Source organism: Nonomuraea sp. NPDC051191 (assembly GCF_044455665.1).
In the GTDB taxonomy this organism is placed as follows: domain Bacteria; phylum Actinomycetota; class Actinomycetes; order Streptosporangiales; family Streptosporangiaceae; genus Nonomuraea.
The window spans coordinates 493255-519224 of the sequence record NZ_JBITEZ010000002.1; the positions used below are offsets into that span (position 1 = coordinate 493255).

Annotated in this window: 20 protein-coding genes; 13 read left to right on the forward strand and 7 right to left on the reverse strand. The window is 74.4% G+C overall.

What is annotated here, in order from left to right; all coding sequences use genetic code 11:
• Positions 1 to 76: 76 nt before the first annotated feature.
• From lanKC to ACIA8R_RS06885, 5 genes are all read left to right on the forward strand, one after another.
• On the forward strand, positions 77 to 2632 hold the full coding sequence (gene lanKC, locus ACIA8R_RS06865) for a class III lanthionine synthetase LanKC (RefSeq protein WP_397037002.1): 2556 nt from the start codon (positions 77 to 79) through the stop codon (positions 2630 to 2632).
• A 3-nt stretch (positions 2633 to 2635) separates the two neighbouring features.
• Complete coding sequence (locus tag ACIA8R_RS06870; RefSeq protein WP_352327332.1) at positions 2636 to 2767, forward strand: SapB/AmfS family lanthipeptide; 132 nt, start codon at positions 2636 to 2638, stop codon at positions 2765 to 2767.
• A gap of 69 nt (positions 2768 to 2836) precedes the next feature.
• A complete protein-coding gene (locus tag ACIA8R_RS06875) occupies positions 2837 to 4501 on the forward strand; it encodes an ABC transporter ATP-binding protein (protein WP_364097779.1) in 1665 nt (554 codons plus the stop codon).
• Positions 4498 to 6240, forward strand: a complete 1743-nt coding sequence (locus ACIA8R_RS06880; RefSeq protein WP_397037005.1) for an ATP-binding cassette domain-containing protein — start codon at positions 4498 to 4500, stop codon at positions 6238 to 6240. Before ACIA8R_RS06875 ends, ACIA8R_RS06880 begins: the two co-directional genes overlap by 4 nt.
• Positions 6237 to 8216 (forward strand): prolyl oligopeptidase family protein, encoded by a 1980-nt coding sequence (locus ACIA8R_RS06885; protein ID WP_397037007.1) that lies wholly within the window; start codon positions 6237 to 6239, stop codon positions 8214 to 8216. The genes ACIA8R_RS06880 and ACIA8R_RS06885 overlap by 4 nt, the downstream gene beginning before the upstream one ends.
• A 36-nt stretch (positions 8217 to 8252) precedes the next feature.
• On the opposite strand, the gene ACIA8R_RS06890 is transcribed toward ACIA8R_RS06885, so the two are convergent.
• Entirely contained in the window at positions 8253 to 8861 is a 609-nt protein-coding gene (locus tag ACIA8R_RS06890; protein WP_357701018.1) for a response regulator transcription factor, read from the reverse strand.
• A 143-nt stretch (positions 8862 to 9004) separates the two neighbouring features.
• Between ACIA8R_RS06890 and ACIA8R_RS06895 the strand changes: the two genes are divergently transcribed.
• Entirely contained in the window at positions 9005 to 9493 is a 489-nt protein-coding gene (locus ACIA8R_RS06895) for a carboxymuconolactone decarboxylase family protein (RefSeq protein ID WP_357701016.1), read from the forward strand.
• Positions 9494 to 9507: 14 nt separating this feature from the next.
• On the opposite strand, the gene ACIA8R_RS06900 is transcribed toward ACIA8R_RS06895, so the two are convergent.
• Both ACIA8R_RS06900 and ACIA8R_RS06905 read right to left on the reverse strand, forming a co-directional pair.
• A complete protein-coding gene (locus ACIA8R_RS06900; protein WP_357701014.1) occupies positions 9508 to 10539 on the reverse strand; it encodes a zinc-dependent alcohol dehydrogenase family protein in 1032 nt (343 codons plus the stop codon).
• A gap of 1 nt (position 10540) precedes the next feature.
• The gene (locus tag ACIA8R_RS06905) at positions 10541 to 11371 is read right to left on the reverse strand and encodes a helix-turn-helix transcriptional regulator (protein WP_397037010.1); all 831 of its coding nucleotides are present in this window, start codon (positions 11369 to 11371) and stop codon (positions 10541 to 10543) included.
• Between the two features lie 113 nt (positions 11372 to 11484).
• On the opposite strand from ACIA8R_RS06905, the gene ACIA8R_RS06910 reads away from it, so the two are divergent.
• The 3 genes from ACIA8R_RS06910 to ACIA8R_RS06920 all read left to right on the forward strand — a co-directional run bounded on the left by ACIA8R_RS06910 (position 11485) and on the right by ACIA8R_RS06920 (position 14550).
• Entirely contained in the window at positions 11485 to 12195 is a 711-nt protein-coding gene (locus tag ACIA8R_RS06910) for an SDR family oxidoreductase (protein ID WP_397037012.1), read from the forward strand.
• A 35-nt stretch (positions 12196 to 12230) separates the two neighbouring features.
• Positions 12231 to 13628: a glutamate--cysteine ligase gene (locus ACIA8R_RS06915; RefSeq protein ID WP_397037014.1), complete on the forward strand. Its 1398-nt coding sequence runs from the start codon at positions 12231 to 12233 to the stop codon at positions 13626 to 13628.
• A gap of 64 nt (positions 13629 to 13692) precedes the next feature.
• Positions 13693 to 14550: a hypothetical protein gene (locus ACIA8R_RS06920; RefSeq protein WP_397037016.1), complete on the forward strand. Its 858-nt coding sequence runs from the start codon at positions 13693 to 13695 to the stop codon at positions 14548 to 14550.
• 207 nt (positions 14551 to 14757) lie between these two features.
• Here the strand turns inward: ACIA8R_RS06920 and ACIA8R_RS06925 are convergent, their stop codons facing one another.
• Positions 14758 to 15477 (reverse strand): PaaX family transcriptional regulator C-terminal domain-containing protein, encoded by a 720-nt coding sequence (locus ACIA8R_RS06925; protein WP_397037018.1) that lies wholly within the window; start codon positions 15475 to 15477, stop codon positions 14758 to 14760.
• A 31-nt stretch (positions 15478 to 15508) separates the two neighbouring features.
• Between ACIA8R_RS06925 and ACIA8R_RS06930 the strand changes: the two genes are divergently transcribed.
• Together ACIA8R_RS06930 and ACIA8R_RS06935 are read left to right on the forward strand one after the other, a co-directional pair.
• Positions 15509 to 17161 (forward strand): acyl-CoA dehydrogenase family protein, encoded by a 1653-nt coding sequence (locus tag ACIA8R_RS06930; protein ID WP_364097749.1) that lies wholly within the window; start codon positions 15509 to 15511, stop codon positions 17159 to 17161.
• Positions 17162 to 17196: 35 nt separating this feature from the next.
• Positions 17197 to 17940 carry a crotonase/enoyl-CoA hydratase family protein gene (locus ACIA8R_RS06935; protein WP_397037020.1) on the forward strand — a complete coding sequence of 248 codons (744 nt, stop codon included), beginning with the start codon at positions 17197 to 17199 and terminating at the stop codon, positions 17938 to 17940.
• Between the two features lie 36 nt (positions 17941 to 17976).
• On the opposite strand, the gene ACIA8R_RS06940 is transcribed toward ACIA8R_RS06935, so the two are convergent.
• Positions 17977 to 19257 (reverse strand): FAD-binding oxidoreductase, encoded by a 1281-nt coding sequence (locus ACIA8R_RS06940; protein WP_397037022.1) that lies wholly within the window; start codon positions 19255 to 19257, stop codon positions 17977 to 17979.
• A gap of 55 nt (positions 19258 to 19312) precedes the next feature.
• Between ACIA8R_RS06940 and ACIA8R_RS06945 the strand changes: the two genes are divergently transcribed.
• Both ACIA8R_RS06945 and ligD read left to right on the forward strand, forming a co-directional pair.
• The gene (locus ACIA8R_RS06945; RefSeq protein WP_397037024.1) at positions 19313 to 22519 is read left to right on the forward strand and encodes a BTAD domain-containing putative transcriptional regulator; all 3207 of its coding nucleotides are present in this window, start codon (positions 19313 to 19315) and stop codon (positions 22517 to 22519) included.
• A 29-nt stretch (positions 22520 to 22548) separates the two neighbouring features.
• Complete coding sequence (gene ligD, locus ACIA8R_RS06950) at positions 22549 to 23745, forward strand: non-homologous end-joining DNA ligase (protein WP_397037026.1); 1197 nt, start codon at positions 22549 to 22551, stop codon at positions 23743 to 23745.
• 149 nt (positions 23746 to 23894) lie between these two features.
• On the opposite strand, the gene ACIA8R_RS06955 is transcribed toward ligD, so the two are convergent.
• Together ACIA8R_RS06955 and ACIA8R_RS06960 are read right to left on the reverse strand one after the other, a co-directional pair.
• Entirely contained in the window at positions 23895 to 25313 is a 1419-nt protein-coding gene (locus ACIA8R_RS06955) for an NAD(P)/FAD-dependent oxidoreductase (RefSeq protein ID WP_397037028.1), read from the reverse strand.
• Positions 25310 to 25936: a cupin domain-containing protein gene (locus ACIA8R_RS06960; protein ID WP_357706755.1), complete on the reverse strand. Its 627-nt coding sequence runs from the start codon at positions 25934 to 25936 to the stop codon at positions 25310 to 25312. Before ACIA8R_RS06960 ends, ACIA8R_RS06955 begins: the two co-directional genes overlap by 4 nt.
• Positions 25937 to 25970 lie beyond the last annotated feature (34 nt).

The window sequence follows — 25970 nt, forward strand, 5'->3', positions numbered from 1 at the left end:
TATGTTGCGTGTTACTAGTGCGCCCCGGCGCGGCTGCGGCAGGCTCTAAGCACACCGCCTCGGAGGGCCGCGCCAAATGGACAAGTACGAGCTCTACTGCCTTGTGGACCAGTGTTTCTACGACACTCCCGACCACAGCACGGCGGCGGACGCCGACTTCCCCCAGCTGCGCCGGCCCGTCCCGGAAGGCTGGGCCCACGACCTCAGTGACACCTGGGCCTACTACATGCCGACCCAGGAGGCGCCCCTGCCGACCCAGGGCTGGAAGATCCACGTGTCGGCCCGGGTCGAGGACGCCGAGAAGGTCGTCCAGACCGTGTGGGACTACTGCGTGCCCCGCGGGGTCGCCTTCAAGTTCCTGCGCGGCCCGGCCGTGCTCGTCATGGTCAACTCCAAGGCCGCCTCCCGGGCGTCGAGCGGCAAGCTGATCACCATCTACCCCCGGGACGAGGGCCAGCTCGAACTCGTGCTCAAGGAGCTCGACGAGCTGCTGCGCGGCGTCGAGGGGCCGTACATCCTGAGCGACCTGCGCTACGGCGAGGGGCCGATGTTCGTCCGGTACGGCGGGTTCGCCGAGCGGCACTGCCTGTCCCCGTCCGGGGAGCGGGTGCTGGCCGTCGAGGACGGCGACGGCACGTTGATCCCCGACGTGCGCGGCGCGACGTTCTCGGTGCCGCCCTGGACGACGTTGCCCGAGTTCCTGGAACCCCACCTGGCCGCGCGCAACGCCGTGACCATGGAGGAGCTGCCGTACCGGATCGAGAGCGTGCTGCACTTCTCCAACGGCGGCGGCGTCTACCTGGCCCGCGACACCCGTACGGACGAACGGGTGGTGCTCAAGGAGGCCAGGCCGCACGCCGGGCTGGACGTGGCCGGCCGGGACGCGGTCGCCAGGCTCCAGCACGAGCGCGACATGCTGCGCCGCCTGGCCGGCCTGCCCGCCGCCCCCGGCCTGCGCGACTACTTCAGCATCGGCGGCCACCACTTCCTCGTGCAGGAGTTCGTGGACGGCACCCCGCTCCAGCGGCGGCTGGTGCGCCGCTTCCCGCTGACCCGCGCCACCTGCACCGACCAGGACCTCGCCGAGTACACCGCCTGGGCCACCACGACCCTGGGGAGCGTCGAGGAGGCCGTCGCGTCACTGCACGGACGCGGCGTGGTCTTCGGCGACCTGCACCCCGACAACATCCTGATCACCCAGGACGACCGGGTCGTGCTCATCGACTACGAGGTCGCCACCCTCGCCGCGGACCAGGCCAGGGCCGCGCTGGCCCACCCCGCCTTCGCCGCGCCGCGTGACCGCCACGGCGTCGAGGTCGACCGGTACGCGCTGGCCTGCCTGCGGTTCGCCCTGTTCGCCCCGCAGTGCACGATCATGCTGCCGATACACCGGCCGAAGATCGTCCAGCTGGCGCGGATCGTCAAGGAGACCTTCCCCGTCCCCGCCGCCTTCATGGACACCGCCGCCGCGACCATCGCGGGTGACCAGGCCGTCGAGACCCCCGTGCCGATGCCGGGGACGGCCACCTGGGCCGAGCTGCGGGACGCGATGTGCCGGGCCATCCGGGCGGCCGCGACCCCCGACCGCGACGACCGCCTCTTCCCCGGCGACGTCGCCCAGTTCAGGCCCGGCGGCGGCCTCAACATCGCGACCGGCGCGGCCGGCGTCCTGCTCGCCCTGTCGGCCACCGGCCTCGGCCCCTTCCCCGAGTACGAGAAATGGCTGCGCGAACGCGCCCTGCGCCCCGCCGCCGGCTCCGGGATCGGCCTGTACGACGGCCTGCACGGCATCGCCCACGTCCTCGACCGGCTCGGACACCGCCAGGACGCGCTCGACGTCGTCGACATCGCCCTGCGGGAGCAGTGGGACCGCCTGGAGACGGCCCTGTTCTCCGGCCTGCCCGGCATCGGCCTGAACCTCCTGCGCCTCGGCCGGACCGAGCCCGCCCTGGCCGAGCACGCCATGCGCGCGGTGGACATGTGCGCCGACCGCCTCGGCGGCCCCGAGGACGTGCCCGGGATCAGCGGCGGCGACAACCCGAGAGCGGGCCTCATGTACGGCTCGTCCGGCTCCGCCCTGCTCTTCCTGCACGCCTACGAGCACACCGGCGACCGCGCACTCCTCGACCTGGCCGAGATCGCGCTCAGGCAGGACCTGCGGCGCTGCCGGGCCTCGGAGGACGGCTCGCTCCAGGTGGACCAGGGCTGGCGGACGCTGCCCTACCTGGACGAGGGCTCCGTGGGCATCGCCCTGGTGCTCGGACGTCATCTCGTGCATCGCGACGACGAGGAGCTCGCCGCGGAGCTGGACCGGCTGAAGCTGGTCGCCCGCTCCGGGTTCTTCGTCCAGCCGGGGCTGTTCACCGGCCGCGCGGGCATCATCGCGGCGCTCGCCGGAGATCCGGTGGCCCGCGAGCTGATCAAGGGGTTGAGCTGGCACGCCATGCCGTACGGCGGCGGCCTGGCCTTCCCCGGTGACGGGCTGTTGCGCCTGTCCATGGATTTCGCGACCGGAACGGCCGGCGTGCTGTTCGCCCTCGGGGCGGTGCTGGGAGACCAGCCGGCACGCCTGCCGTTCCTGGAGGCCGCACCCGAGCGGCCTGCGCATGATCAACCGTGGAAGGAGGTGTAGAACATGGTTCTTCTCGACCTGCAGGGTCTGGAGGCTCCCGCGGCCAGCGACGTGGCCAGCGGCGGCAGCTCGCTCACTGCTCTCACGTGTCACTCGGGCCACCCGAGCAACCTCAGTGTCGCTCTTTGCCACTGATAGCTGACAGGGTCCCCGCGCCGTTTCGTGGTGGCGCGGGGACCTCCCGAGTCCGAAGGAGGCCGGCAGGTGGGACCGGGAGACCGCCTGGTGGCGGACGCCGTACGGCGCTGCGGCCCGTGGCCCGCCGTGCTGGCGGTCACCGCCGTCGCCGGCGCGGCCGGTGAGCTGGCCGTCCCGTTCCTCGTCGGCCGCACGCTCGACCTGCTCCTCGCCCGCTCCTCCGGCGCCGCCACCGCTCTGGTGCTGTGCGCGGGCGTGGTCGCCGTGGTGGTGCTCTGCGAGAGCCTCGGCGGCTGGGCCAGAGGGGCGAGCAGCGCGTACGCGGCCGCCCGGCTGCGGCTCGGCGTGCTGCGGCACGTGCTCGGCGTCGGCCGGGCCGCCACCCGACGCTTCCCCGAGGGCGACCTCGTCACCCGGGCCGGGCTGAACGCCGAGGAGGCCGGACGGGCCCCCGAGACGGTCACCGGCGCCCTGGCCCTGCTGGTACCGACCGCCGGCGCCCTGGTCGCGCTCACCCTCATCCATCCGCTGCTGACCCTCACGCTCGGGGCCGGCATCGTCCTCATCGTGTTCGTCCTGCGGGCCTTCCTGCGCGCCACGACCGTCATCTCCGGCGGCTACCAGGAGGTCCAGGGCGAGATCGCGGCCCGCCTCGTGGACGCGCTCGACGGCGCCCGCACCATCGCCGCCGCCGGGACCGCGGGCCAGGAGGCCCGGCGGGTGCTCGCGCCCCTGCCCCGGCTGCGCGCGCACGGCATGGCCCTGTGGCGCGCGAACGCCGCCGCCGGGGTCCGGTCTGGGCTCATGATCCCGCTGCTGGAGGTCGCCGTGCTGGCCGCCGGCGGGCTCATGCTGGCCGCCGGGCGGCTCACCGTCGGCGACCTGTACGCCGCCGCCCGCTACGCCGCGCTCGGCGCCGCGCTCAGCACCTCGCTCGGCTACATCGGCGGCCTGGCCAGGGCGCGGGCCGCCGCCGCCCGGGTGGCCGACGTCCTCGCCCTGCCGCCGGTCTCCTACGGCACGCGCCCGCTCCCGTCCGGCCCCGGCACGGTCGAGTTCCGGGACGTCGCCGCGAACGGCCTCACCGTGGGCGACCTGACGATCCCCGGCGGCACGGTCACCGCCGTGGTGGGACGGTCGGGCTCCGGCAAGTCCCTGCTGGCCGCGCTCGCCGGCCGGCTGACCGACCCCGAACGCGGGGACGTGCTGCTCGACGGCGTCCCGCTGCGCGAGCTGACCCGCGACGGCCTGCGATCGGCCATCGGCTACGCCTTCGAGCGCCCGGTCCTGGTCGGCGACACCGTCGGCGAGGCGATCGGCGCCGTCCCCGGCTCCCAGGCCGGACGGGAGGCCGCCGTGGCGGCCCGCGCCGACGGGTTCGTCCGCCGCCTGCCCGCCGGTTACGACACGCCGCTGGCCGAGACCCCCATGTCCGGCGGCGAGCGGCAGCGGCTCGGCCTGGCCAGGGCGTTCGCGCGGGGGGACCGGGTGCTGGTGCTCGACGACGCCACCTCCAGCCTGGACACCGTCACCGAACGCGAGGTCAGCCGGGCGCTCACCGGTGATCCCCGGGGTCGCACCCGCCTGATCACCGCCCACCGCCTGGCCACCGCCGCCCGCGCCGACCAGGTCGTCTGGCTCGACGAGGGCCGGGTGCGCGCCGCCGGCCCCCACGACGCCCTGTGGCGCGACCCCGCCTACCGCGCCGTCTTCCAGGAGGGCCCCCCATGACCCCGGCCCCGGACGTTCCCGCGGCCCCTGACGGCCCCTCGGTCTCCGACGGCCCCTCGATCCCCGGCGCCCCCGCCGGGTTCTGGCGGGCGCTCGTCCGTGAGCCCCGGCGGCTGGTCGCGATCCTGCTGTGGTCGGTGCTGGAGGCGGCGCCCGCGTTCCTCGTCGGGCACGCGGTCGCCCGCGCCATCGAGGACGGCTTCGCCCGCGCCAGGCCGCTGACCGGCCTGGCTTGGCTGGCGGCGCTCGGGCTGGCGTGGCTGGTCTCCGCCGTCGGCGCCCGCCAGGTGGTGCTGGCCGTGGCCGCCGTGGCCGAGCCGTTCCGCGACGACCTCCTGACGCGGGTGGTGCAGGGAGCGCTGCGCCGCCCGCTCGCCGAGCGGCCCGACAGCGCGGCCACGGCACGGGCCGGGCTCCAGGTCGAGCTGGCCAGGGACGCCTTCGCCGCCGTCGTCACCACGGTCAGAGGGTTCGCGTTCACGCTGGCCAGCGTGGTGCTGGGGCTGCTGACGCTGGCGCCGGGCACGCTCGTGCTGGTGCTGCCGCCGTTCGCGGCCGGGCTGGCGTTCTTCCTGGCCTCGCTGCCCGCGCTGGCCCGGCGGCAGCGCGCGTTCCTGCTGGCCGACGAGGAGCTGGCCCGGTCGATGACCGCGACGGTCACCGGGCTGCGCGACATCGAGGCGTGCGGCCTGGCCGACCGCGAGGACGAGCGGCTGGCCCGCCAGGTCGGCGCGCAGCGCGACGCCGCCCGCGCGCTGGCCAGGGTGACCTCGGTGCGCACCGCCGCGCTGGCCGTCGGCGGCTGGCTGCCCGTCGTCCTGCTGCTCGCCGGCACGCCGTGGCTGCTCGACGGCGGCGCCGGGCCGGGCGTGATCGTCGGCGCGCTCGCCTACGTCACCCAGTCGCTGGCACCCGCGCTCGGCGGGCTCGTCCAGGGGCTCGGGGTGAGCGGCGTGCGGCTCGTGGCCACGCTGCGCCGCATCGCCGCCGCCGCGCCGCCCCCGCCGCCCGCCCCGCCCAGGGTCCGCCCGGCCGGCGCCGACGTCGCGCTCCGGTCGGTCACCTTCTCCTACGGGCCGCACTCCGCGCCCGTCCTGGACCGCCTCGACCTCGCCGTCCCCGAGGGCGAGCACCTGGCCGTCGTCGGGCCGAGCGGCGCGGGCAAGTCCACGCTGGCCGCCCTGCTCAGCGGCATCCTGCCGCCCGGCGAGGGGGAGGTGCTGATCGGCGGCGTCCCCGCCGGCCGGGCCGACCCCGCCGCCCGCGTGCTGATCCCGCAGGAGGCGTACGTCTTCCGCGGCACGCTGCGCGACAACCTCGCCTATCTCGTGCCCGGGTCCGGCGGCCTGGACGGCTCCGTGGCCGCCCTGGGCGCCGGAGAGCTGGTCGAGAGCCTGGGCGGGTACGACGCCACGCTGGACCCGGCGGCGCTGTCGGCCGGGCAGCGGCAGCTCATCGCCCTCGTCCGCGCCCACCTGACCGAGGCCCCGCTGGTCATCCTGGACGAGGCCACCTGTCACCTGGACCCCGCCGCCGAAGCCCTGGCCGAGAACGCCTTCGCGGCCAGGGGCGGCACGCTCATCGTGGTCGCGCACCGCCTCACCTCCGCGCTGCGCGCCCGCCGCGTCCTGCTCATGGACGGTCCCCGGATCACGATCGGCACGCACGACGAGCTGATCCGGGTCTCGCCCCTGTACGCCGACCTGGCCGGCCACTGGCAACCGGAGCCCGTGTCATGACACTTGCAGACGAGTACCCGCCCGCCGAACGTCAACCGGTCACCGACCGCCTCGGCGGGCACGACGTCCCCGACCCGTACCGCTGGCTGGAGGACCCCCTCGACCCCCGTACCGAGGAGTGGCTGGCCGGGCAGGACCGGCTGTGGCGGGAGGCCGCCGCGCGCCTGCCGGACCGCGAGCGCTTCCTGGCCCGGCTCACCGAGCTGAGCGTCACGGGCCTGGTCACCCCGCCCGTGTGGCGCGGCGGCCGGTGCTTCCACCTGCGGCAGACCGGCTGCCAGGAGCACCCGGTCCTCTACTGCGACGACCGGCCCTTCCTGAACCCGGCCGACCGCGACCCCACCGGCCTGACCACCCTGGACGACTGGCAACCCGATCCGTCGGGCCGTCTGGTCGCCTACCAGATCTCGCGCAGCGGCGACGAGAAGGCCGACCTGTACGTCGAGGAGGTCGACACCGGCAAGCTCGTGGACGGCCCCATCGGCGGCTGCCGGTACTCGCCGGTCGCCTGGCTGCCCGGCGGCGAGGGCTTCTACTACGTGCGCTTCCACGAGGGCGTGCACCTGCACCGGCTCGGCGTCCCCGACGACGTCCCCGTCCTGACCGGCGGGCCGGTCTCGTACGGCGTGCAGATCAGCGCGGACGGCCGCTGGCTGACGATCTCGGCGGGCGGCACGGTCGGCAACTCGCTCTGGCTGGCGGACCTGGCCGCGGGCGACCCCGAGCGGCCGGAGCTGCGGGCCGTACAGGAGGGGACGCACGTGCGCACGGCGGGCGCGGTGGCCCCCGACGGCCGCCTGTACCTGCTCACCGACCGCAACGCCCCCCGGCGCCGGCTGTGCGTGGCCGACCCGGCCGAGCCGGAGGTGTGGCGCGAGCTGGTCCCCGAGGACCCCCGGGCGGTGCTCGGCGCGTTCACCCTGCTGGACGGCGACCGCCTGCTGGTCTCCAGGACCCGTCACGCGGTCGGCGAGATCGCCGTGCACGACGCCAGGACGGGCGAGCGGCTGGGCGAGGTGCCCCTGCCCGGCAGCGGCTCGATCGCCTCGCTCACCTCCCGCCCCGAGGGCGGCCACGAGGCCTGGTTCACCTACACCGACGCCGTCACCCCCGCCGAGATCTGGCGCTACGACGCCCGGACCGGCGCCAGCACCCTGTGGGCCGCCCCGCCCGGCCGCGTCGCGCTGCCCGACGTGAAGAGCCACCACGTCGAGTACACCTCCGCCGACGGCACCCGCGTGCGCATGGTCGTGGTCGCGCTCTCCTCAGGGTCGGGCCCCCGCCCGGCGGTACTCAACGGGTACGGCGGCTTCGGCATCCCCCTCATGCCCGGCTACGCGGCCGACTCGCTGGCCTGGGTGGAGTCGGGCGGCGTGCTGGCCATCGCGAACCTGCGCGGCGGCGGCGAGGAGGGCGAGTCATGGCACCGGGACGGCATGCTGGAACGCAAGCAGAACGTCTTCGACGACTTCGTCGCCGCGGCCGAGAAGCTGGTCGCCGACGGCTGGACGACCCCGGAGCAGCTCGGCATCTGGGGCGAGTCGAACGGCGGCCTGCTCGTCGGCGCGGCCGTCACCCAGCGCCCCGACCTGTTCGCCGCCGCTGTCTGCTCGGCCGGCCTGCTGGACATGGCCCGCTACCACCGCAGCGGCCTCGGCCCGTCCTGGACCGGCGAGTACGGCGACCCCTGCGACCCCGACCACCTGGCCTGGTTGCTGGCCTACTCGCCCTACCACCACGTCCGCCGGGACGCGGATTATCCGGCGACGCTGTTCACGGTCTCGGCCGCCGACACCCGCGTGGACCCGATGCACGCCCGCAAGATGTGCGCGGCCATGCAGTGGGCCGGTGACGGCTCCCGTCCCGTCCTGCTGCGCCACGAGCGCGACGTCGGCCACGGTGCCCGCGCCGTCAGCCGGTCCATCGCGCTCGCCGCCGACGTCCTGGCCTTCCTGGCCGCCCACACCCGGCCCTGACCGGGCGGCGGGCGGCTGAGGGGAGGCGGCAGGGGGTCAGATCCAGCCGGACTCGCGGGCGATGCGGATGGCGTCGATGCGGCTGCGCGCGCCCAGCTTGGCCGTCGTCCGGCACAGGTAGTTCCGGACCGTTCCCTCGGCCAGGAACAGCGAGGCGGCGATCTCCCCGATGGAGGCGCCGTCGGCCGCCGCGCCGATCACGTCCAGCTCGCGGGGGGTGAGCGGCGGCTCCTCGGGGCGCATGGCGGCGATGGCCAGCTCCGAGTCGATGACCCGCTCGCCGTCGGCGACCCTGCGGATGGCGTCGGCCAGCCGCTCCGGCGGCGCGTCCTTGGCCATGAACCCCCGTACGTGCACCTCCAGCGCCTGCTTCAGCAGCCCGGGGGTGCCGACGCCGGTCAGGATCAGCACGCCGCAGCCGGGCAGCTTGTCGTGCAGTTCGCGGGCGGCGGCGAGCCCGTCCATGCCCGGCAGGGCGATGTCGAGCACCGCCACGTCCGGACGGCACGACTGGGCGGCGGCCAGGATGTGGTCGCCCCGCTCGACCTCGGCGACGACCTCGATGTCCTCCTCGTAGGCCAGCAGCGCCACAAGCGCCCCTCGTACCAGGTGCATGTCCTCAGCGAGCAACGTTCGAATCACCATGGGATCCTTGCGGTCGACCAGGCTTGCAACGTCCTGCGGGCGTCTTAATCCTGACCTATTGCCCGCACTGTGGAAAGTCCCCCTAAGTGAGGGTAAAGCCGTCCCCCGCACAAGAGGGCGCTCATTTGGGGAATGGTCAAGCCATGAAGCCTCGAGTGAAGCCCCTGCCTCCCGCGGAATGGGACGACTTTCAGCAGGCGAACCCCCAGAACGTGTTCACGACGCTGGGCCGGCACCCCGCGGTCTACGAGGGCTGGCTGCGCTTCGGCGGCGCCCTGCTGAACGGCACGCTGCCGGCCCGCGACCGCGAGCTGGCCATCCTGCGCACCGCCTTCCACAGCCGCAGCGCGTACGAGTGGACCCATCACGCCCGCATCGCCCGCGAGGCGGGCCTGACGGACGTGGAGATCGAGTCGGTCCGCCAGCTCGACGCCCTCTGGCCGGTCGAGGACCGCCTGGTGCTACAGGTGGCCGACGACCTCCACTACGCGGGCGACCTCACCGACGCCACCTGGGCTGCCCTGTGCGACCGCTACGACGAGGTGCGCAGGATCGAGCTGGTCGTCCTCGTCGCCCACTACTCCATGCTGGCGCTGGTGCTCAGGGCGCTCGGCGTGCAACTGGAGGAGTGAGCCCGGCCCGGCGGTCAGCCGCCGGGCACGATCATCGTCACGCCCGGGACCGAGCCGATCGAGGCCAGCGCCTTGCCCGCGTCGGCCAGGCCGATCGTCCGGGTGACGAGCTGGTCGGGGTGCAGGATCCCGGCCCTGATCAGCTCCAGCATGGGCGGGTAGGCGTGCGCGGCCATGCCGTGGCTGCCCAGCAGCCGCAGCTCGTGGCCGATCACGCGGTCCATCGGCACCGGCGTCGGCCCGCCCGGCAGCAGGCCGACCTGGACGTGCCGCCCCCGCCTGCGCAGGCTCTCGACCGAGGCCGCGCACGTGCGCGGGCTGCCCAGCGCGTCGAGCGAGACGTGCGCGCCGCCCCTGGTCAGCTCCCTGACCTGGGCCGCCGTGTCACCCGCCGAGCCGTTGACGAAGTGCGTGGCCCCGGCCAGCTCGGCCAGTTGCAGCGCGTCGGTGCTGATGTCCACCGCCACCACCCGCGCCCCGGACGCCGCCGCGATCATCACGGCCGACAGCCCGACGCCGCCGCAACCGTGCACCGCCACCCACTCGCCCGGACGCACCTCGCCCACCTGGACGACCGCCCGGAAGGCGGTGGCGAAGCGGCAGCCGAGCCCGGCGGCGGTGGCGTAGGCCATCTCCTCGGGGATCGGCACGAGGTTGACGTCGGCGTGGTCGACGGCGACGTACTCGGCGAAGGAGCCCCAGTGGGTGAAGCCCGGCTGGGTCTGCCGCTCGCACACCTGCTGCTCGCCCGTCGCGCAGGCCGCGCAGGTGCCGCAGGCGCAGACGAACGGCACGGTGACCCGAGCCCCCGGCAGCCAGCCGCGCACGTCGGGGCCCACGGCCTCGATCACGCCCGCCAGCTCGTGGCCGGGCACGTGGGGGAAGACCGTGATGTCGGGGTCGTGTCCCTGCCAGCCGTGCCAGTCGGAGCGGCACAGACCGGTCGCCTCGACCCTGATCACCGCCCCGCCGGGCGCGGGGGTGGGATCGGGCAGCTCGCGCAGGTCGAGTTCCCCGCCGAAGACGTCAAAGGCAACCGCTCGCATCTCATGAGCTTAGAGTGAGTCGCCGCAGGTCGCGCAAGGCCCGGTGGGAGGGCGAGCCGGGTTCGGTGGTGTAGAGCACCAGCCGGAGGTCGTCGCGGTCGGGCCATGGCAGCACCTGGCAGATGGCGTCGATCGTGCCGACGAGCGGATGGGTGACCTGCTTGCGCTGCTCCCTGCGCACCTCGACCTCGTGCCCGGCCCACAGTTCGGCGAACTCGGGGCTGAGCGCCAGCATCTCGGCCACCAGCGCCTGGAGCGCCCGGTCGTCGGGGTAGCGCCCGGCGGCCACGCGCAGGTCGGCGACCGAGGCGCGGGCGAAGCGGCCCTTCTCCTCGTCGGACAGGTGCTCGGCGATGCCGGGCGACATGAACACCCAGCGGATCACGTTGCGCCGGTCGGGAGGCAGGGAGTCCAGGTCGCCCATGAGCATGGCGGCGAGCGGGTTCCAGGCGCGCAGGTCGTAGCGGGCGTCCAGGACGTAGGCGGGGACGTCCTCCAGGAAGGCGAGCAGGTGCAGGATGCCCGCGGGCACGTCCTCCCTGATGCGGGGGGCCTCCAGCAGCTGGCCGGCCAGCCGGAACAGGTGGGCGCGCTCGTCCTGGTCCAGCATGAGCGCCCGGCACAGCGCGCCGAGCACCTGGCGCGACGGGTGCGGGCCCCTGCCCTGCTCCAGCCGGATGTAGTAGTCGATCGACATCCCGGCGAGCTGGGCCACCTCCTGCCGGCGCAGGCCCGGCGTGCGGCGGCGGTCGCCGCCCGGCAGCCCCACGTCGGACGGGGTGACGCGGGCGCGCCTGCTGCGCAGGAATGCGGCCAGTTCGTCGCGGTTCATGCCTCCATCCTCCGTCCTGAGGGCAGGTGAGCGGGCTCGCGAAGGTGGTACCGCTGATCCCAGCTTCCGCGGGTCTCTCCCACACCCCTTCCGACCTGGGAGAACGTTAGGCCATGACGACGACTGCCCTCATCACGGGCGCGAACAAGGGAATCGGCCACGAGGTCGCGCGGCTGCTGTCGGAGCGGGGGATCACCGCGATCGTGGGAGCCCGCGACGAAGAGCGCGGGCGGGCCGCCGCCGGTCGGCTGGGCCTGCCGTACGTGCGGATCGACGTGACCGACGAGGCGAGCGTGGCCGCCGCCGCCAAGTGGATCGAGGCCGAGTACGGCTCGCTCGACATCCTGGTCAACAACGCCGGGATCGCCGGCGGCCTGGACGGGGGCGTCCCGAGCGCCGCCGGCGCGCAGGCGTTCAGGGACGTCTACGAGACGAACGTGTTCGGCGTGGTCACCGTGACCAACGCCATGCTGCCGCTGCTGCGCAGGTCGCCGGCGGGCCGGATCGTGAACATGTCCAGCGAGCTGGGCTCGATCAGCCTGGCGCTCACGCCGGGCAGCCCGTTCTGGGGCCTCAACTTCGCCGTCTACAACTCCTCCAAGACCGCGCTCAACATGATCACCGTCTGCTACGCCAAGGAGCTGATGGACACCTCCATCAAGGTGAACGCCGCCAACCCCGGCTACTGCGCCACCGACCTCAACGGGCACACCGGCTTCCGCACCGCCGAGCAGGGGGCGGCCGTCGCCGTACGGCTGGCGACCCTGGACGCCGACGGCCCGACCGGCGCCTACCTGGAGGATGACGGACCGATCGCCTGGTGAGGTGTGGACACCTGCGTAGTGGACAGAAGGGGGCGATGGGACGAGATCTGGACAAGGAGCGGTTCTCCGAGGCGGAGTACGCGCGCTTCGGAGAACGCATCCGGGAGCAACTCGGCACGCTTCGCGAGCTGCTCGAAACCCCCGGCTTCGGGCAGGGGCCGGCCACGATCGGGGCCGAGCTGGAGCTGTTCCTGATCGACCGGCAAGGACGGCCGCTGCCGCGCAACGACGAGGTCCGGGACCAGCTCGACGACCCGCGCGTCGTGCTCGAACTGGGCCGCTTCAACATCGAGGTCAACCTCACCCCGACGCCGCTGGCGGGCGCGCCCTTCGAGCGCATGGGGGCCGAGATCCAGGAGACGGTGACCAAGGTGGACGCCGCCGTCGAGGACGGCGGCGCGCTGCCGATCGGCATCCTGCCCACGCTGGACGCGAAGGACTTCACCCGCGGCGCGCTGAGCGACCAGAACCGCTACCGGGCCATGAGCAGGGGCATCAGGCGGCTGCGGCTGGAGCCGTTCCTCGTCAAGATCGAGGACCTGGAGCTGTCGGTGGAGGACGTGATCCTGGAGAACGCCAACACCTCCTGGCAGGTGCACATCCGCACGCCGCCCGACCGCTTCGCCCGGCTGTTCAACGCCGCCCAGCTCGCCATCGGGCCGGTGCTGGCCGCGTGCGGCAACTCGCCGTTCTTCCTGGGCAGGGACCTGTGGGCGGAGACGCGGATCGCGCTGATGGAGGAGGCGGCCGACGACCGCGACGTGGAGCGGCGCGGGCGCAGGGACGGGCGGGTCACGTTCGGCTCGGACTGGGTGCGGGAGGGCGCGCACGAGCTGTTCGAGCGGTACGTGCAGGACTACGAGCCGATCGTGCCCGACCTGTCCGACGGCGCCGAGCCGCACGAGGTGCCCGAGCTGCGGCTGCACCAGGGCACGATCTGGCAGTGGAACCGGCCCGTCTACGACCCGGCCGACGGCGGGCACCTGCGGGTCGAGATGCGCGCGCTGCCCGCCGGGCCGTCGTGCGCGGACATGACCGCGAACACGGCGTTCCTGCTGGGGCTGACGCTCTCGCAGGCCGAGCGGGACCTGACCGGCTACCGGTTCGCCGAGGCATACCAGAACTTCTACCGCGCCGCCCAGGACGGGCTGGAGGCCAAGCTGGCCTGGCCGGGCCTGGACGGCGAGTTCGAGGCCGCCGACCTGGTGCTCAGGCTGCTGCCCGAGGCGCGGGCCGCGCTGCTGGCGAACGGGGTGACCCCGCACGACGCCGACACCGCCCTGGACGTCATCGCCCAGCGCACCCGGCTGCGGCGCACCGGCGCGGTCTGGCAGCGCGAGGCGCTGGCGCGCTTCGGCGGCGACCGGGAACGGCTCGTGCGGCGCTACCGGGAGCTGGCTCTGTCGGGCCTGCCGGTGCATCTGTGGGACTGAACGCCAACAAATGCCGCCGCTCGTCCGTCAAACTACTCCGAGAGACGGACGAAGTGAGGCAGATATGGCGGCGACGGGGATGGTTCCGGCCGACAAGGCGCCCTACGCGTTAACGCGGGCCACGGGGACCCTGGCCGAGGGGGCGGCGAAGCTGGCCGGGGAGATCGGCGCGACCGGGGTCGAGGCCCTGCTGGCCCACGCCAACAGGACCGCCGTCCACAAGGGCGCCGCGGCGGCGCTGGGCTCGATGCAGCCCAGGCCGTCGGACTGGTACGCCTTCGACGGCAAGGACCAGGACACCGTCGACTGGTACCCGCAGGGCGTGACCTGCGGCGAGGAGTCCGGCAGCATCGGCGTGCCGGTGCTCCTGGTGAGCTGGTACTTCAAGCCGACGCCGGGTGACCGGGGGATCAGGGTGTCGTTCCTGAGCCCCCGGACGCTGAAGTACCAGCACGCGCTGCTGGTCGAGGCCGCGCCCGACGGGACGTACAAGCCGATCGACGTGCACGCGGGCGGCCTGGCCTGCCACGGCGACCTGCTCTACGTCGCCGACACCTACAACGGCCTGCGCGTGTTCGACCTGGGAAACCTGCTCGACCTGCGCACCGCCCAGAGCGACCTGGGCGATCCCGCGCGCGTCGGGCGTTCCGGCGGCAAGTTCCACGCCTTCGGCTACCGCTACCTGCTGCCGCAGACCGACTGCTGGAAGCTCGCGCGGCGCGGGCCGCACTTCTCGTTCCTGTCGGTGGACCGCAGCGGCGCCACGCCCGCGCTGGTCTCGGGCGAGTACCGCGAGAACGACCCCGGCGGGTGGGTCGCCCGCTGGAACCTGCCCCTGACCGACGGCACGCCCAAGGACGCCTTCGTCATGGGACACCCCAAGATCCAGGGGCGGTCTCCTGGGGCGGCAAGTGGTACCTGAGCCAGGCGGCCGACGGCAACACCAACGGCAGGCTGCTCGTCCACAGCGGTGACAAGCTGCTGACCAGGCCCTACCCGATCGGGCCCGAGGACCTGACGGTGCGCGGCGGCAAATTGTGGAGCGTCACCGAGTTCAGGAACAAGCGCATCGTCTTCGCCGTCGCACTCTGAGCCGGGGCCGGGGCGGGGCACCAGGTGGGGGCGGGGATCAGCCCTCCATGTGGGCGCGCAGGACCTCGCGGTAGCGGTGGTCGAAGGCGTCGTAGCGGGCCCGCAGCGCGGCTCCCGGCCAGCCTGCGGGCAGCAGCTCGGGGGGCAGCAGCGGGTCGGCCAGCAGGTGGCGCAGCACGGCGGCCGAGACCAGGAAGCCCTCGGCCAGCCCGTCGGCCCGGTCGAGCGCCCGCTCCAGCCGGTGTGCCTCGGCCGCCCAGCCGTCGAGGTCCCACAGCAGCGGGGTGGGGTCGCCGTGCGGGCGGCCGTCGATCAGCGTGCACTGCGCGGTGACGGTCTCGGGCCAGGCGCGCACCAGGTTCGCCGGACGCAGCCAGGTGCCCTCGCGCAGCTCGCCCATGCGCAGCGCGGACATCGTGTGCCGGAACGCCGCCCGGTCGGCCGGGGCGCGCCGCTCGGCGGTGACCACCGCCACCTCCCACGTGCCGTCCCACGGTTTGGTGTGCGGGTCGCGGCTCTCGTCCTGGCGGGCCTGGCGCTCGACGAGCCGTTCGGACAGCGTGTAGCGGCCGCCCTGCTGCGTCAGGTCGCCGGCCGCCACCATGCGCGACAGCGCCACCCGGACCGTGCCCTCGGCGATGCCGAACAGCGCGCCGATGCGCACCAGATGCCGGACGGGCAGCCGGGGCGGATGGCTGCCCAGCAGCGCGCTCAGGACCGCCGACCGGGCGCTGAGTGAGGTGTTACGGTCTTCCATCGCGTGTTGATTATATGTAACACTCGCGAGTATGGGCCGGTATCTCATCGAACCTTTCGACCACAGCGACCGCTACGCCACCGAGCGCTACCAGGGGGCGGCCGGGCGCAACTGGTGGACCTGCGACCCCACGCTGCGCCTGCTCATGCGGCGCCACCTCGGCGACGGCTTCGCCTGGGCCGAGCCCCGCCTGGAACGGCTCGGCGCGCTGATGGGCGGCCTGGTCGCCGAGTGCGCCGAGGAGACCGACCGCAACCCGCCCCGCCTGGAGAAGTACGACAAGTGGGGCAGGGACGTCAGCCGGGTCGTCATGCCGCCGTCCTTCGAGGCCGCCCGCGCGGCGCTCATGGAGGACAACTTCACCTCGCCGTCGTTCGCCGAGGAGGCACGGGCGAACGGGGCGGACCCGTCCGCGCTGGCGGCGGCCTGGACGTACCTGCTCGACCAGGCCGACATCGGGATGGGCTGCGCGCTCGGCACCGGCGGGGACATGGTGGTCTCGCTGGCCGAGAAGCACGCGCCCCCGGACATACGCGACCGGGTCCGGGAGATCTTCGCCGACGGCTACTACTCCGGCGAGGCCGCTCAGATGTTCACCGAGCGCACCGGCGGGTCCGACCTGGCCGCCCTGGAGGCGTGGGCCGAGCCCGACGGGGAGGCGTGGCGGCTGACCGGGTTCAAATGGTTCGCCTCCAACGCCAACGGGTCGGCGTTCGTGGTGCTCGCCCGCACGCCCGACGGCGCGGTGGCGCCGTTCCTGGCGCTGTGGGAGCGGCGCGACGGCTCGCGCAACGGCGTGCGCATCCGGCGGCTGAAGGACAAGCTGGGCACCCGCTCGGTCGCCTCGGCCGAGGTCGAGTTCACCGGCGCCGAGGCGTTCCTGCTGGCCGGCCAGGGCTCCGGCTCCGGGCTCGGGACGATGATGAAGCTCACCAACGCCTCCCGGCTGGGCGTCGCCATGATGGGCGTCGGCGTGGCCAGGCGGGCGCTGGTCGAGTCGATCTGCTACGCCCGCTCCCGCGAGGCGTTCGGCCGCCCGCTCATCGACCAGCCGCTGATGCGCCGCAAGCTCGCCGAACTGATCGTCGAGGTCGAGGCCGCCCAGGCGATGGTGTTCGACGGCCTGGTCGGCCCCCGGCTGCGGCTCGGCCCCGCGCTGATCAAGCTGCGCGCCGCCCGGCTCGGCCTGACGGCGGCGAGCGACGCGATCGAGGTGCACGGCGGCAACGGCTACATCGAGCAGTGGCCGGTGGCCAGGCTGCTGCGCGACGCCCAGGTCAACCCGATCTGGGAGGGTGGCGACAACATCCTGTGCCTGGACGTGCGCCGCGCCATGCTGCGCGAGGAGGCCCACGTGCCCTTCCTGGCCCGCCTGCGCGCCCTGGCCACCTCCGACCTGGTGAACGCGCGGATCGACGACCTGTCCAAGGCCGTCGAAGCCTGGCACGGGCTCGACCCGGCGCTCGCCGAGGAACGCCTCTACCCGCTGGCCCAGTTCATGGCCGACGTCTACGCCGCCGCCCTGCTGGAGGACCAGGCCGCCTGGGGGCTGGACGACGGGCGCAAGGCCCTGGTCGCCCGCCTGTACGCCGAGGCGCACCTGGCCGACCGCGGCCCGCTGCGCGGCGTCGACGCCCCGGCCGCCGACCACTTCGACGAGCTGCTGGCCGGGGCGCTCGCCTGACAGTACGCTCGCCAGGTCTCCCCGAGGAGGGCCGCATGACCGTACGCGTCGAGCGCGAAGGACCCGTCACGACCGTCGTCCTGAGCAGGCCGGCGGCGCGCAACGCGGTCGACAGGGAGACCGCCGGCGCGCTCACGGACGCGTTCGGCGACTTCGAGCGCTCCGACGCGGCCGTGGCGGTGCTGTGGGGCGAGGGCGGCACGTTCTGCTCGGGGGCCGACCTCAAGGCGCTGGACAACCACGTCGGCGAGGACGGCGACGGCCCGATGGGGCCGACCAGGATGCGCCTGTCCAAGCCGGTGATCGCCGCCGTCGCCGGGCACGCCGTGGCCGGCGGGCTGGAGCTGGCCCTCTGGTGCGACCTGCGGGTGGCCGAGGAGGACGCGGTGTTCGGCGTCTTCTGCCGCCGCTGGGGCGTGCCGCTGATCGACGGCGGCACGGTCCGGCTGCCCCGGCTCATCGGCGCCTCGCGCGCCATGGACCTGATACTCACCGGCCGCGCCGTGCACGCGCCGGAGGCCCTCGACATGGGGCTGATCAACCGCCTGGTGCCCACCGGCACGGCCCGGCGGCACGCCGAGGAGCTGGCCGCGCGGATCGCCGCGTTCCCGCAGGCGTGCCTGCGCGGCGACCGCATGTCGCTGCTGGAACAGCACGGCCTCACCGAGGAGGAGGCCATGCGCAACGAGCTGCGCCACGGGCTGGTCTCGCTGCCCGGCGCGGCGGCGGGCGCCGCCAGGTTCGCCGCCGGCGCCGGCCGTCACGGCGACCTCACCTAGCCCGCCGCCCGCGGCTCCCGGGCCCATCGGGCCCGGTCAGCCGAGCACAGGGAAGTTGGACCGGATGACGCTGAGCGGGTCGCGGGCGCGCTTGAGGTCGCGCAGCCGGGCCAGCGTCTCGGGCGAGAACGCCGCCGCCGCCTGCTCCCCACCGTGCAGCATCGTGAACGGCCGCCGCCCGCTGCTGAACGGCACCAGCACCTTGCCGAGCCGCTCGATGCGCTCCGACACCTCCGGCGACGGCAGGCCCAGCGCGTGCACGAGGTACGGCTCCGGCAGCCGCTCCACCGCGCCGCCGCCCTCGACCGGCCTGGCCACCGCCCCGCCCAGGTGCCGGACCTGAACCGCCAGCAGCGGCTCGATCGGCTCCCCGGTCAGCACGCCGGCGACCTCGTCGTCCAGCCTGGTCAGCAGCTCGGTGTGGCCCATGCCGGGGCTCGGGTCGACCGGTTCGTCGCAGATCGAGGCCAGTTCGGCCACCGGCAGCACCCGCCTGGTGTCGGCGATCGCCCCGCCCACGGCCTCCAGCGGCCGCAGCAGCGTCCCGGGGTCGGCCCCGAGGTAGGTGCACTCGACCATGACGAAGCCGGGGGCGCCGGGCGGCGTGAGGAGCTGGAACCACACCGACAGCTCCTCGGGCGCGTCGGCGGTGACCTCGCGGAAGGCCGCCATGACCTGCTCGGCGCGGGCGGCCGGCCACATGATCCGGCCGCCGTACAGGAAGGGCGCGGGGTGCAGGTCGAACTCCATGGCCGTCACGATCGCGAAGTCGCCACCGCCGCCGCGCAGGGCCCAGAACAGCTCGGGGTCGCTCTCGGCGGTGACCGTGATCCGGCCGCCGTCGGCGTCCACGGCCTCGAAGGCGCGCACGCTGTCGGCGGCGAAGCCGTGCTTGCGGCTGAACCAGCTCAGACCGCCGCCCAGGGTGTAACCGGTCACGCTCACCACCGGCGAGCTGCCCGCCAGGCCGGTCAGCCCGAGCGGGCTCGCGGCGTCCAGCACCTCGCCCCACTTCACGCCCGCGCCGACGCGCGCCACCCCGTCGCGGATCGCCACTCCGCCCAGACGGCCGGTACGCAGCAGGATCGTCCCCTCGGTGTCGCCCGACGCGCCGTGGCCGCCCGGCTGCGCGGTCACCGCCAGGCCGTGCAGGCGGGCGTAGCCGATCACGGCGGCCACGTCGTCGGCGTCGGCGGCCTCGACCACCGCGCGCACCGGCTGCTCGACCGCCAGGTTCCAGGGACGGCGCGCCTGGTCGAAGCCGTCGTCGCCGGGAAGGAGAACGGGGCCGGTCGTCATGTTCCTCAGTTCGTTCATGTGATCGATGATGCTTGGTCCCACTTGCGTGGGAATTGGGGTTGACTTGAGCCCTGTGGAGTTCAGACTGTTCGGTCCGCTTGAGGTGGACGACGACGACGGCGCCCGCCTCGACCTCGGCACCAGGAAGCAGCGGGCGGTGCTGGCCATGCTGGCGCTGGAGCCGGGCCGGATCGTGCCGCTGGACCGGCTGATCGAGGAGCTGTGGGCGGGGGAGGCCCCGGCCAGGGCCACCGCCACGCTCCAGGCGTACGTGTCGCACCTGCGACGGGTGCTCGAACCCGGACGCAAGCCGCGCACGCCGCCTCAAGTGCTGCTCACCCGCGAGCCCGGCTACCTGCTCGACATCGCGCCCGGCCAGACGGACGTCGCCCGCTTCGCCACCTGGGCGGCCGACGGCGCCCGGCTGGTGCGGCAGGGGCGGCACGGCGAGGCGGCGCGGGTGCTGGACCGGGCGCTCGGGCTGTGGCGCGGCGAGCCGCTGGCCGAGTTCCCCGGGCTGGCGCCCGACGTGCCGGCCCGGCTGGGGCAACTGCGGCTGGCGGCCGAGGAGGACCTGCTCGAAGCCCGGCTGGAGCTGGGGGAGGCCACCGTGCCCGACCTGGAGGCGCTGACCGAGGCGTATCCGTACCGGGAGCGGGCCTGGCGGCTGCTGGTGCTCGGGCTCTACCGGGCGGGCCGGCAGGCCGACGCGCTGGCCGCGCTGCGCCGGGTGCGCGGGCTGCTGGCCGGACAGCTGGGCATCGAGCCGGGCCCGGAGCTGAAACGCCTGGAGCAGGCCGTCTTCGACCAGTCCCCGGCCCTGGACGCCCCCGGCGGGACGACCGCCGCTGAACCGCCCCGGCGACCGGACGCGGACGACGCGAAGGCCCCACCGGCACCGAGTGCCGCGGCGGGCGGACGGGCGGCGGGAGAGCGCCTGGTCGGACGGGAGGCGGAGCTGCGGACGCTGGAAGAGCTGCTGGGCGGCGCCAGGGCCGGGCACGGCGGCCTGGCGCTGGTCACCGGCGAGGCGGGCATCGGCAAGACCAGCCTGGTCAGGGCCGCCGCCGACCTGGCCGCCGCCCGCGGGTTCCGGGTGGAGTGGGGCAGATGCCTGGACGACCCCAGGGCCCCGGCGTTCTGGCCGTGGGCGCGGGCGGGCATGATCCCGCCGTCCCCGCACGCCGAGCTGTTCGACCTCTACGACGCCGTGCTCGCCTCGCTGCGCGGCGGCCCGCTCCTGCTGGTGCTGGAGGACCTGCACTGGGCCGACGCCTCGTCGCTGAAGCTGCTCGGCCACGTCGCGGGCGAGCTGGCGAGCACGTCCGCCCTGATCATCGCCACGCTCCGGCCCGAGCCTGCCGACCAGCCGGCCCAGCTCCGCGAGACGATGGGCACGCTGTCCAGGGAGGGCCGCAGGCTGCCGCTCGCGCCGTTCGACGCCGAGGGGGTGCGCGACTTCCTGCGCCTGCGCGAGGTGAGCGCCGACCCCGGGGAGCTGCTCGACCGCTCCGGCGGCAACCCGTTCTACCTCGCCGAGCTGCTGCGCCTGCCCGAACGCGAACGCCACCTCGTCCCGCCCGGCGCGGCCGACGTGATCGACCGCAGGCTGGCCAGGCTGCCCGGGCCGACGCGGGACCTGCTCAGGGCCGCCGCCGTCGCGGGCCGCGAGGTCTCGGTCGATCTGCTGGCCGCGCTCGTGGAGCAGCCGGTGGAGGACGTCATGACGGGCCTGGAGCCCGCCCTGGCCGCCGGGCTGCTGACCGAGGCCGCCGACTACCGCTTCTCGCACGCCCTCGTCCGCCAGGCCCTCGACGCCGGCCTGACCACCTTGGCCCGCGCCCGGCTGCACCTGCGCGCCGGCCGCTCCCTGGAGGGCGTGCCCGGCGCCGACCCGGCGCTGCTGGCCGGCCACTTCGCCGCGGCGGCCAGGCTGGGCGGGGCGGCCAAGGCCGTCGAGCACGCCACCGAGGCCGCGGCCCAGGCCGCCGCCCGGCACGGCTACCAGGAGGCCGTCGAGCTGTGGGAGCTGGCGCTGGCCCACCTCCCGCCCGGCGACTCGCCGCGGCGCTGCCGGCTGCTCGTCGAGCTGGGCCGGGCCCGCCGCACCCTGGGCGACGCCGCCGGCGCCCGCCGCGACCTGGACGAGGCCGTCGCCCAGGCCCAGCGGCTCGGCGACAAGGACGCGCTGGTGGCCGCCGTCTCGGTGTTCGGCGGCCTGTCGGTGTGGAACTGGCGGCCGTACGGCGTCGTGGACGAGGCGATGGTCACGGTGCTGGAGGACCTGCTGGCCGGCGGCCTCGACCCGGCGTCCAGGGCGGCGCTGCTGGGCACGCTCGGCATCGAGCTGCACTACGGCCCGCGCCGCGCCGAGGGCGAACGGCTGGCGCTGGAGGCCGTCGAGCTGGCCCGCGGCCTGGACGACCCGATGCTGCTGGCCACGGCGCTGAACAACTACCTGATCGCCGGGTTCGTCCCGGGCCGCAACGACGTGCGGCTCAAGGCGGCCGAGGAGATGCTCGCCATTCCCGGCCTGCCCAGGGAGGCCCGGCTGGTGGGACGCGTCCTGCGCATGTCGTGCCTGCTGCGCGCGGGCGACCTGGCCGAGTGGGCCAGGGACCTGGACCGCTGCGAGCAGCTCCTGCACGAGGTGGCCAGGCCCGAGCTGGAGGCGATGGTCCGCGTCTCGCAGACCGCCGCGCACACCCTGCACGCCCGCTGGGACGAGGCCGAAGCCCTGCTCGGCCGCTTCCCCGGCCTCACGTACGGCGGCAGCCTGTGGGGGATCGAGGCGCGCCGCCTGGCCGCCCTCTACACCTGCCGGCGCGGCCAGGACCGGGGCGCGGAGCTGCTGGAGGAGCTGGTGGCGGCGGGGGAGCGGCCGCTGATGAGCCCGGTGCGCCCGCTCGCCGTCCTCGCGGCGCTGGAGGCAGGGCGGCCCGAGCTCGCCAGGGAGCTGATCGGCCGGTGGGGTGTGGAGCTGCGCGAGGACTGGTCGGCGGACTTCCTCCACCCGGTCTGGGGGCTGGTGGCCGCCCGGCTCGGCACGCCCGACCCGGCCGACCTGTACGAACGGCTGCTGCCCATTTCCGGCCAGCTCATCGTCATGGGGATGGGCAGCGCCGCCTGGGGCTCGGTGCACGACGTGCTGGCCGAGCTGGCCGGGCGGCTCGGCCGCGACCGGGAGGCGCGCGAGCACAACGAGGCGGCGGTCGCGCTGCACCGGCGGCTCGGGCTGACGTACTGGGAGGCGCGCAGCCGGGGGTGGCGTCCCGGCTGACTGTCGGACCCGCCGCGTACTGTGATCTCATGCCTGACATCGAGGTCGCGGGGCGTTCCGTCCGCATCACCAGCCCCGACAAGGTGGTCTTCCCGCAGTCGGGCCACACCAAGCTCGACCTGATCCGGTTCTACCAGGCGGTGGGCGAGGCGGCGCTGCGCGGCGTGCACGGGCGGCCGATGGTGCTCAAGCGGTTCGTCCACGGCATCGAGCAGGAGGCGTTCTTCCAGAAACGGGCTCCCGCCAAGCGGCCCGACTGGATCGAGGTGGCCGAGCTGCGCTACCGGTCCGGGCTGAGCGCGGAAGAGGTGGTCTGCACCGATCTGGCACAGTTGCTCTGGGTGATCAACCTGGGGTGCGTCGACCTCAACCCCCACCCGGTGCGCGCCGACGACCTGGCCAGGCCCGACGAGCTGCGCATCGATCTCGATCCCGTGCCCGGCGTCGCCTGGGCCGACGTGCTGGCCACCGCGCAGGTGGCGCGGGAGGTGCTGGCCGACCACGGGCTGGTCGCCTGGCCCAAGACGTCCGGGTCGCGCGGGTTCCACGTCTACGCCCGGATCGAGCGGCGGTGGCCGTTCGCGAAGGTGCGCAAGGCGGCCGAGACCGTGGCCCGCGAGGTCGAGCGGCGGGCCCCCGACCTGGCGACCAGCAGGTGGTGGAAGGAGGAGCGCCACGGCGTGTTCGTCGACTTCAACCAGAACGCCTACGACCGCACGGTCGCCTCGGCGTACTCGGTGCGCGCGGTGCCCGACGCCCGCGTGTCCACGCCGCTGACCTGGGACGAGGTGCCCGGTTGCCGGCCCGAGACGTTCACGGTCGACAGCGTGCCCAAGCGGCTGGCCGAGCTCGGCGACCCGTGGGAGGACATGGATCTGCACGCCGGGTCGCTCGACGGGCTGCTGGAGCTGGCCGAGGAGCTCGGGCCCGCGCCCAAGCCGCCCAAGGGCAGCGGGCGCAGGCAGCAGACCATGCCGGTCATCGAGATCGCCAGGGCCCAGCACAAGGAGGAGGCGCTGGCGGGGCTCGACCGCTGGAAGGCCCGCCACCCCGAGGTCGCGGCCCTGCTGGAGGCCGCCGACGTGCTGGTCGACGGCATGCGCGGGCGCAGCAGCGTCTGGTACCGGATCCGGGTCAACCTCCAGCACGTGCCGGAGGAGGAGCGGCCGGCGCAGGAGCCGCTGGAGGTCGACTACGACCCCTGGCAGGGCGCCGGCGGCCCCTGACCGGGCGCGGCAGGGCGCCCGGTCAGGGGCCGCCGGCCAGGGCCGCCGATCAGGGGGGCGGATCGGCGGCCGGGAACCAGGGCGCTGAGGGAGGTAGCGCCCCGGAAGGCCGAGGGGGCGGGTCAGCGGCCGGAGACGGGGAGGGCGGGTCAGCGGCCGGAGACGAGGTTGCCGAGGCGGGCGTACAGCGAGGTGCCGGTGCCGCGGTCGTTCTCGTGGCGGTCGGCGGCCCGGAACAGCGTGTAGATGAGCTGCACGCCCGCCCACCGCAGCGGCTCCGGCTCCCACTGCCGCACCTGCCGGCCCACCCATGGCAGCGCCGTCAGCTCGGTGTCCCGCCGCAGCACCAGGTCGCGCAGCGTGCGCCCGGCCAGGTTCGTGGTGGTCACGCCGCTGCCGACGTACCCGCCGGCCCAGCCGAGCCCGCTCGCGTGGTCGAGGTGCACGGTCGAGCACCAGTCGCGCGGCACGCCGAGCACCCCGCACCACGAGTGCTGCACCCGCGCGTCGGCCGCCGCGGGGAAGAGCTTCACCAGCATCCGCCACAGCAGCGCCACCGTCCGCGCCTGGGTGGCCCCCCGGCGGTCGGTATGCGACCCGAACCGGTACGGCACCCCCCGCCCGCCGATCGCGATCCGGTCGTCGGCCGTGCGCTGGGCGTAGACGTAGGCGTGGGCCTGGTCGCCGAGCAGCTCGTGCCCGGCCCAGCCGATGTGCTTCCACACCTCGGCGGGCAGCGGCTCGGTGACGATCATGGAGCTGTTCATCGGCAGCCACTGCCGGTGCTGCCCGGCCAGGGACGCGGTGAAGCCCTCGGTGGCGCGGATGACGTAGTCGGCCGAGACGATGCCGAGCGGCGTGTGCGCGGTCGCCTTGCCGCCGCCCACGCGCGGCCGGATCTCGGTCACCGTCGTGCCCTCGAAGATGTCCACGCCCAGCGCCGCGACGGCCGTGGCCAGCCCGACGGCGAGCTTGGCCGGCTGCACGCGGGCGCAGTGCGGCGAGTAGGCGGCCTCCAGCGTGCCCGCCACCTGGAGGCGTTCGCGCTGCTCGTCGCGGTCCATCAGGCGCATGTCGTCCTCGCCGTACCCCCAGGAGCGCAGGTCGGCGACCTCCTCGCGGAGCCGTCGCCGCTGGGCCGGGTTGGTGGCCACGTGCACGAGACCGCCCTTGTGCACGTCGGCGTCGATGCCCTCGGCGCGGGTGACGTCGATGACCTCGTCCACCGCGCGGAACATGGCGTGCTGGAGGTCGATCATGGCCTGCCGGCCGCGCGCCTCGGCGTGCCGCTCGCGTGAGCCGGCGAACTCGGCCGACAGCCAGCCGCCGTTGCGCCCGGACGCCCCGAACCCGGCGAACTCCTTCTCCAGGATCGCGATCCGCAGGTCGGGCTGGGCCTTCTTCAGGTAGTACGCCGTCCACAGACCGGTGTAGCCGCCGCCGACGATCGCCACGTCGTACTCGCGGGAGCCGGGCAGCGACGGCCGCCTGGCGGGCAGGCCGATCTGCCGGTACCAGAACGAGACGCCCCCGTTGGCGAAGTCGTCGGTGAGCGGGATGCCTGTCATGACTGTTCTGCCTCCACGGCTGCTGCTTGCCCCTCCGCTGTTTCCCCGTCCGCTTTGTCCCCGGCGGACGGGGTGGGCGGGCTGATCACCCAGAGCACCTCGGCGGTCTCGTCGCCGTCGTTGACCACCCGGTGCGGGACCGACGTGCGGTACTCCACGCTGTCGCCGGGCCCCATCGGGTGCGCGGCGGCGGACCCGGCGGGGCCCAGCCAGAGCGTGAGGTTGCCGCGCAGCACGAGGAAGATCTCCTGCGAGTCGCCGTGCGTGTACGGCTCGTCGCCGGTGGAGGCGCCCGGCTCGAACTCCCCGGCGTACATCTCCAGGGTGCGCAGCGGGCGCTGGGAGATCAGGAACTTGCGGGTGCCCGGCCCGGTGGCCAGCTCGGGACGCTCGGCGCGGCGCACCACGCGGTGGGCGGGCTCGTCGTCCTCGTTGAACAGGTCGGCCACGGTGATGCCGAGCGCCGAGGCGATCCTGCGCAGCATGCCGATGCTCGCGCTGGTCTGGCCGCGTTCGAGCTGGCTGATGAAGCTCGGGCTCGCCTTGGCCTCGCCGGCCAGCGCGCGCACGGTCATGCCGCGCATGCCGCGGTAGGCCCGGATGCGGGTGCCCAGGTCCGTCATCGAACCCCTCGATCGGTCAGGCTGAACAAGTTGT

Bases quoted from the DNA above. Each gene is read 5' to 3' on its own strand.
- ACIA8R_RS06905 (WP_397037010.1), bottom strand. From the start codon at position 11,371: ATGAACCGCGACGAACTGGCCGCATTCCTGCGCAGCAGGCGCGCCCGC.
- ACIA8R_RS06940 (WP_397037022.1), bottom strand. From the start codon at position 19,257: ATGAACGAACTGAGGAACATGACGACCGGCCCCGTTCTCCTTCCCGGC.
- ACIA8R_RS06930 (WP_364097749.1), top strand. From the start codon at position 15,509: ATGGGCCGGTATCTCATCGAACCTTTCGACCACAGCGACCGCTACGCC.
- ACIA8R_RS06890 (WP_357701018.1), bottom strand. From the start codon at position 8,861: ATGGTGATTCGAACGTTGCTCGCTGAGGACATGCACCTGGTACGAGGG.
- ACIA8R_RS06935 (WP_397037020.1), top strand. From the start codon at position 17,197: ATGACCGTACGCGTCGAGCGCGAAGGACCCGTCACGACCGTCGTCCTG.
- ACIA8R_RS06920 (WP_397037016.1), top strand. From the start codon at position 13,693: ATGGCGGCGACGGGGATGGTTCCGGCCGACAAGGCGCCCTACGCGTTA.
- ACIA8R_RS06955 (WP_397037028.1), bottom strand. From the start codon at position 25,313: ATGACAGGCATCCCGCTCACCGACGACTTCGCCAACGGGGGCGTCTCG.
- ACIA8R_RS06895 (WP_357701016.1), top strand. From the start codon at position 9,005: ATGAAGCCTCGAGTGAAGCCCCTGCCTCCCGCGGAATGGGACGACTTT.
- ligD (WP_397037026.1), top strand. From the start codon at position 22,549: ATGCCTGACATCGAGGTCGCGGGGCGTTCCGTCCGCATCACCAGCCCC.
- ACIA8R_RS06910 (WP_397037012.1), top strand. From the start codon at position 11,485: ATGACGACGACTGCCCTCATCACGGGCGCGAACAAGGGAATCGGCCAC.
- ACIA8R_RS06885 (WP_397037007.1), top strand. From the start codon at position 6,237: ATGACACTTGCAGACGAGTACCCGCCCGCCGAACGTCAACCGGTCACC.
- ACIA8R_RS06925 (WP_397037018.1), bottom strand. From the start codon at position 15,477: ATGGAAGACCGTAACACCTCACTCAGCGCCCGGTCGGCGGTCCTGAGC.
- ACIA8R_RS06880 (WP_397037005.1), top strand. From the start codon at position 4,498: ATGACCCCGGCCCCGGACGTTCCCGCGGCCCCTGACGGCCCCTCGGTC.
- lanKC (WP_397037002.1), top strand. From the start codon at position 77: ATGGACAAGTACGAGCTCTACTGCCTTGTGGACCAGTGTTTCTACGAC.
- ACIA8R_RS06960 (WP_357706755.1), bottom strand. From the start codon at position 25,936: ATGACGGACCTGGGCACCCGCATCCGGGCCTACCGCGGCATGCGCGGC.
- ACIA8R_RS06870 (WP_352327332.1), top strand. From the start codon at position 2,636: ATGGTTCTTCTCGACCTGCAGGGTCTGGAGGCTCCCGCGGCCAGCGAC.
- ACIA8R_RS06900 (WP_357701014.1), bottom strand. From the start codon at position 10,539: ATGCGAGCGGTTGCCTTTGACGTCTTCGGCGGGGAACTCGACCTGCGC.
- ACIA8R_RS06915 (WP_397037014.1), top strand. From the start codon at position 12,231: ATGGGACGAGATCTGGACAAGGAGCGGTTCTCCGAGGCGGAGTACGCG.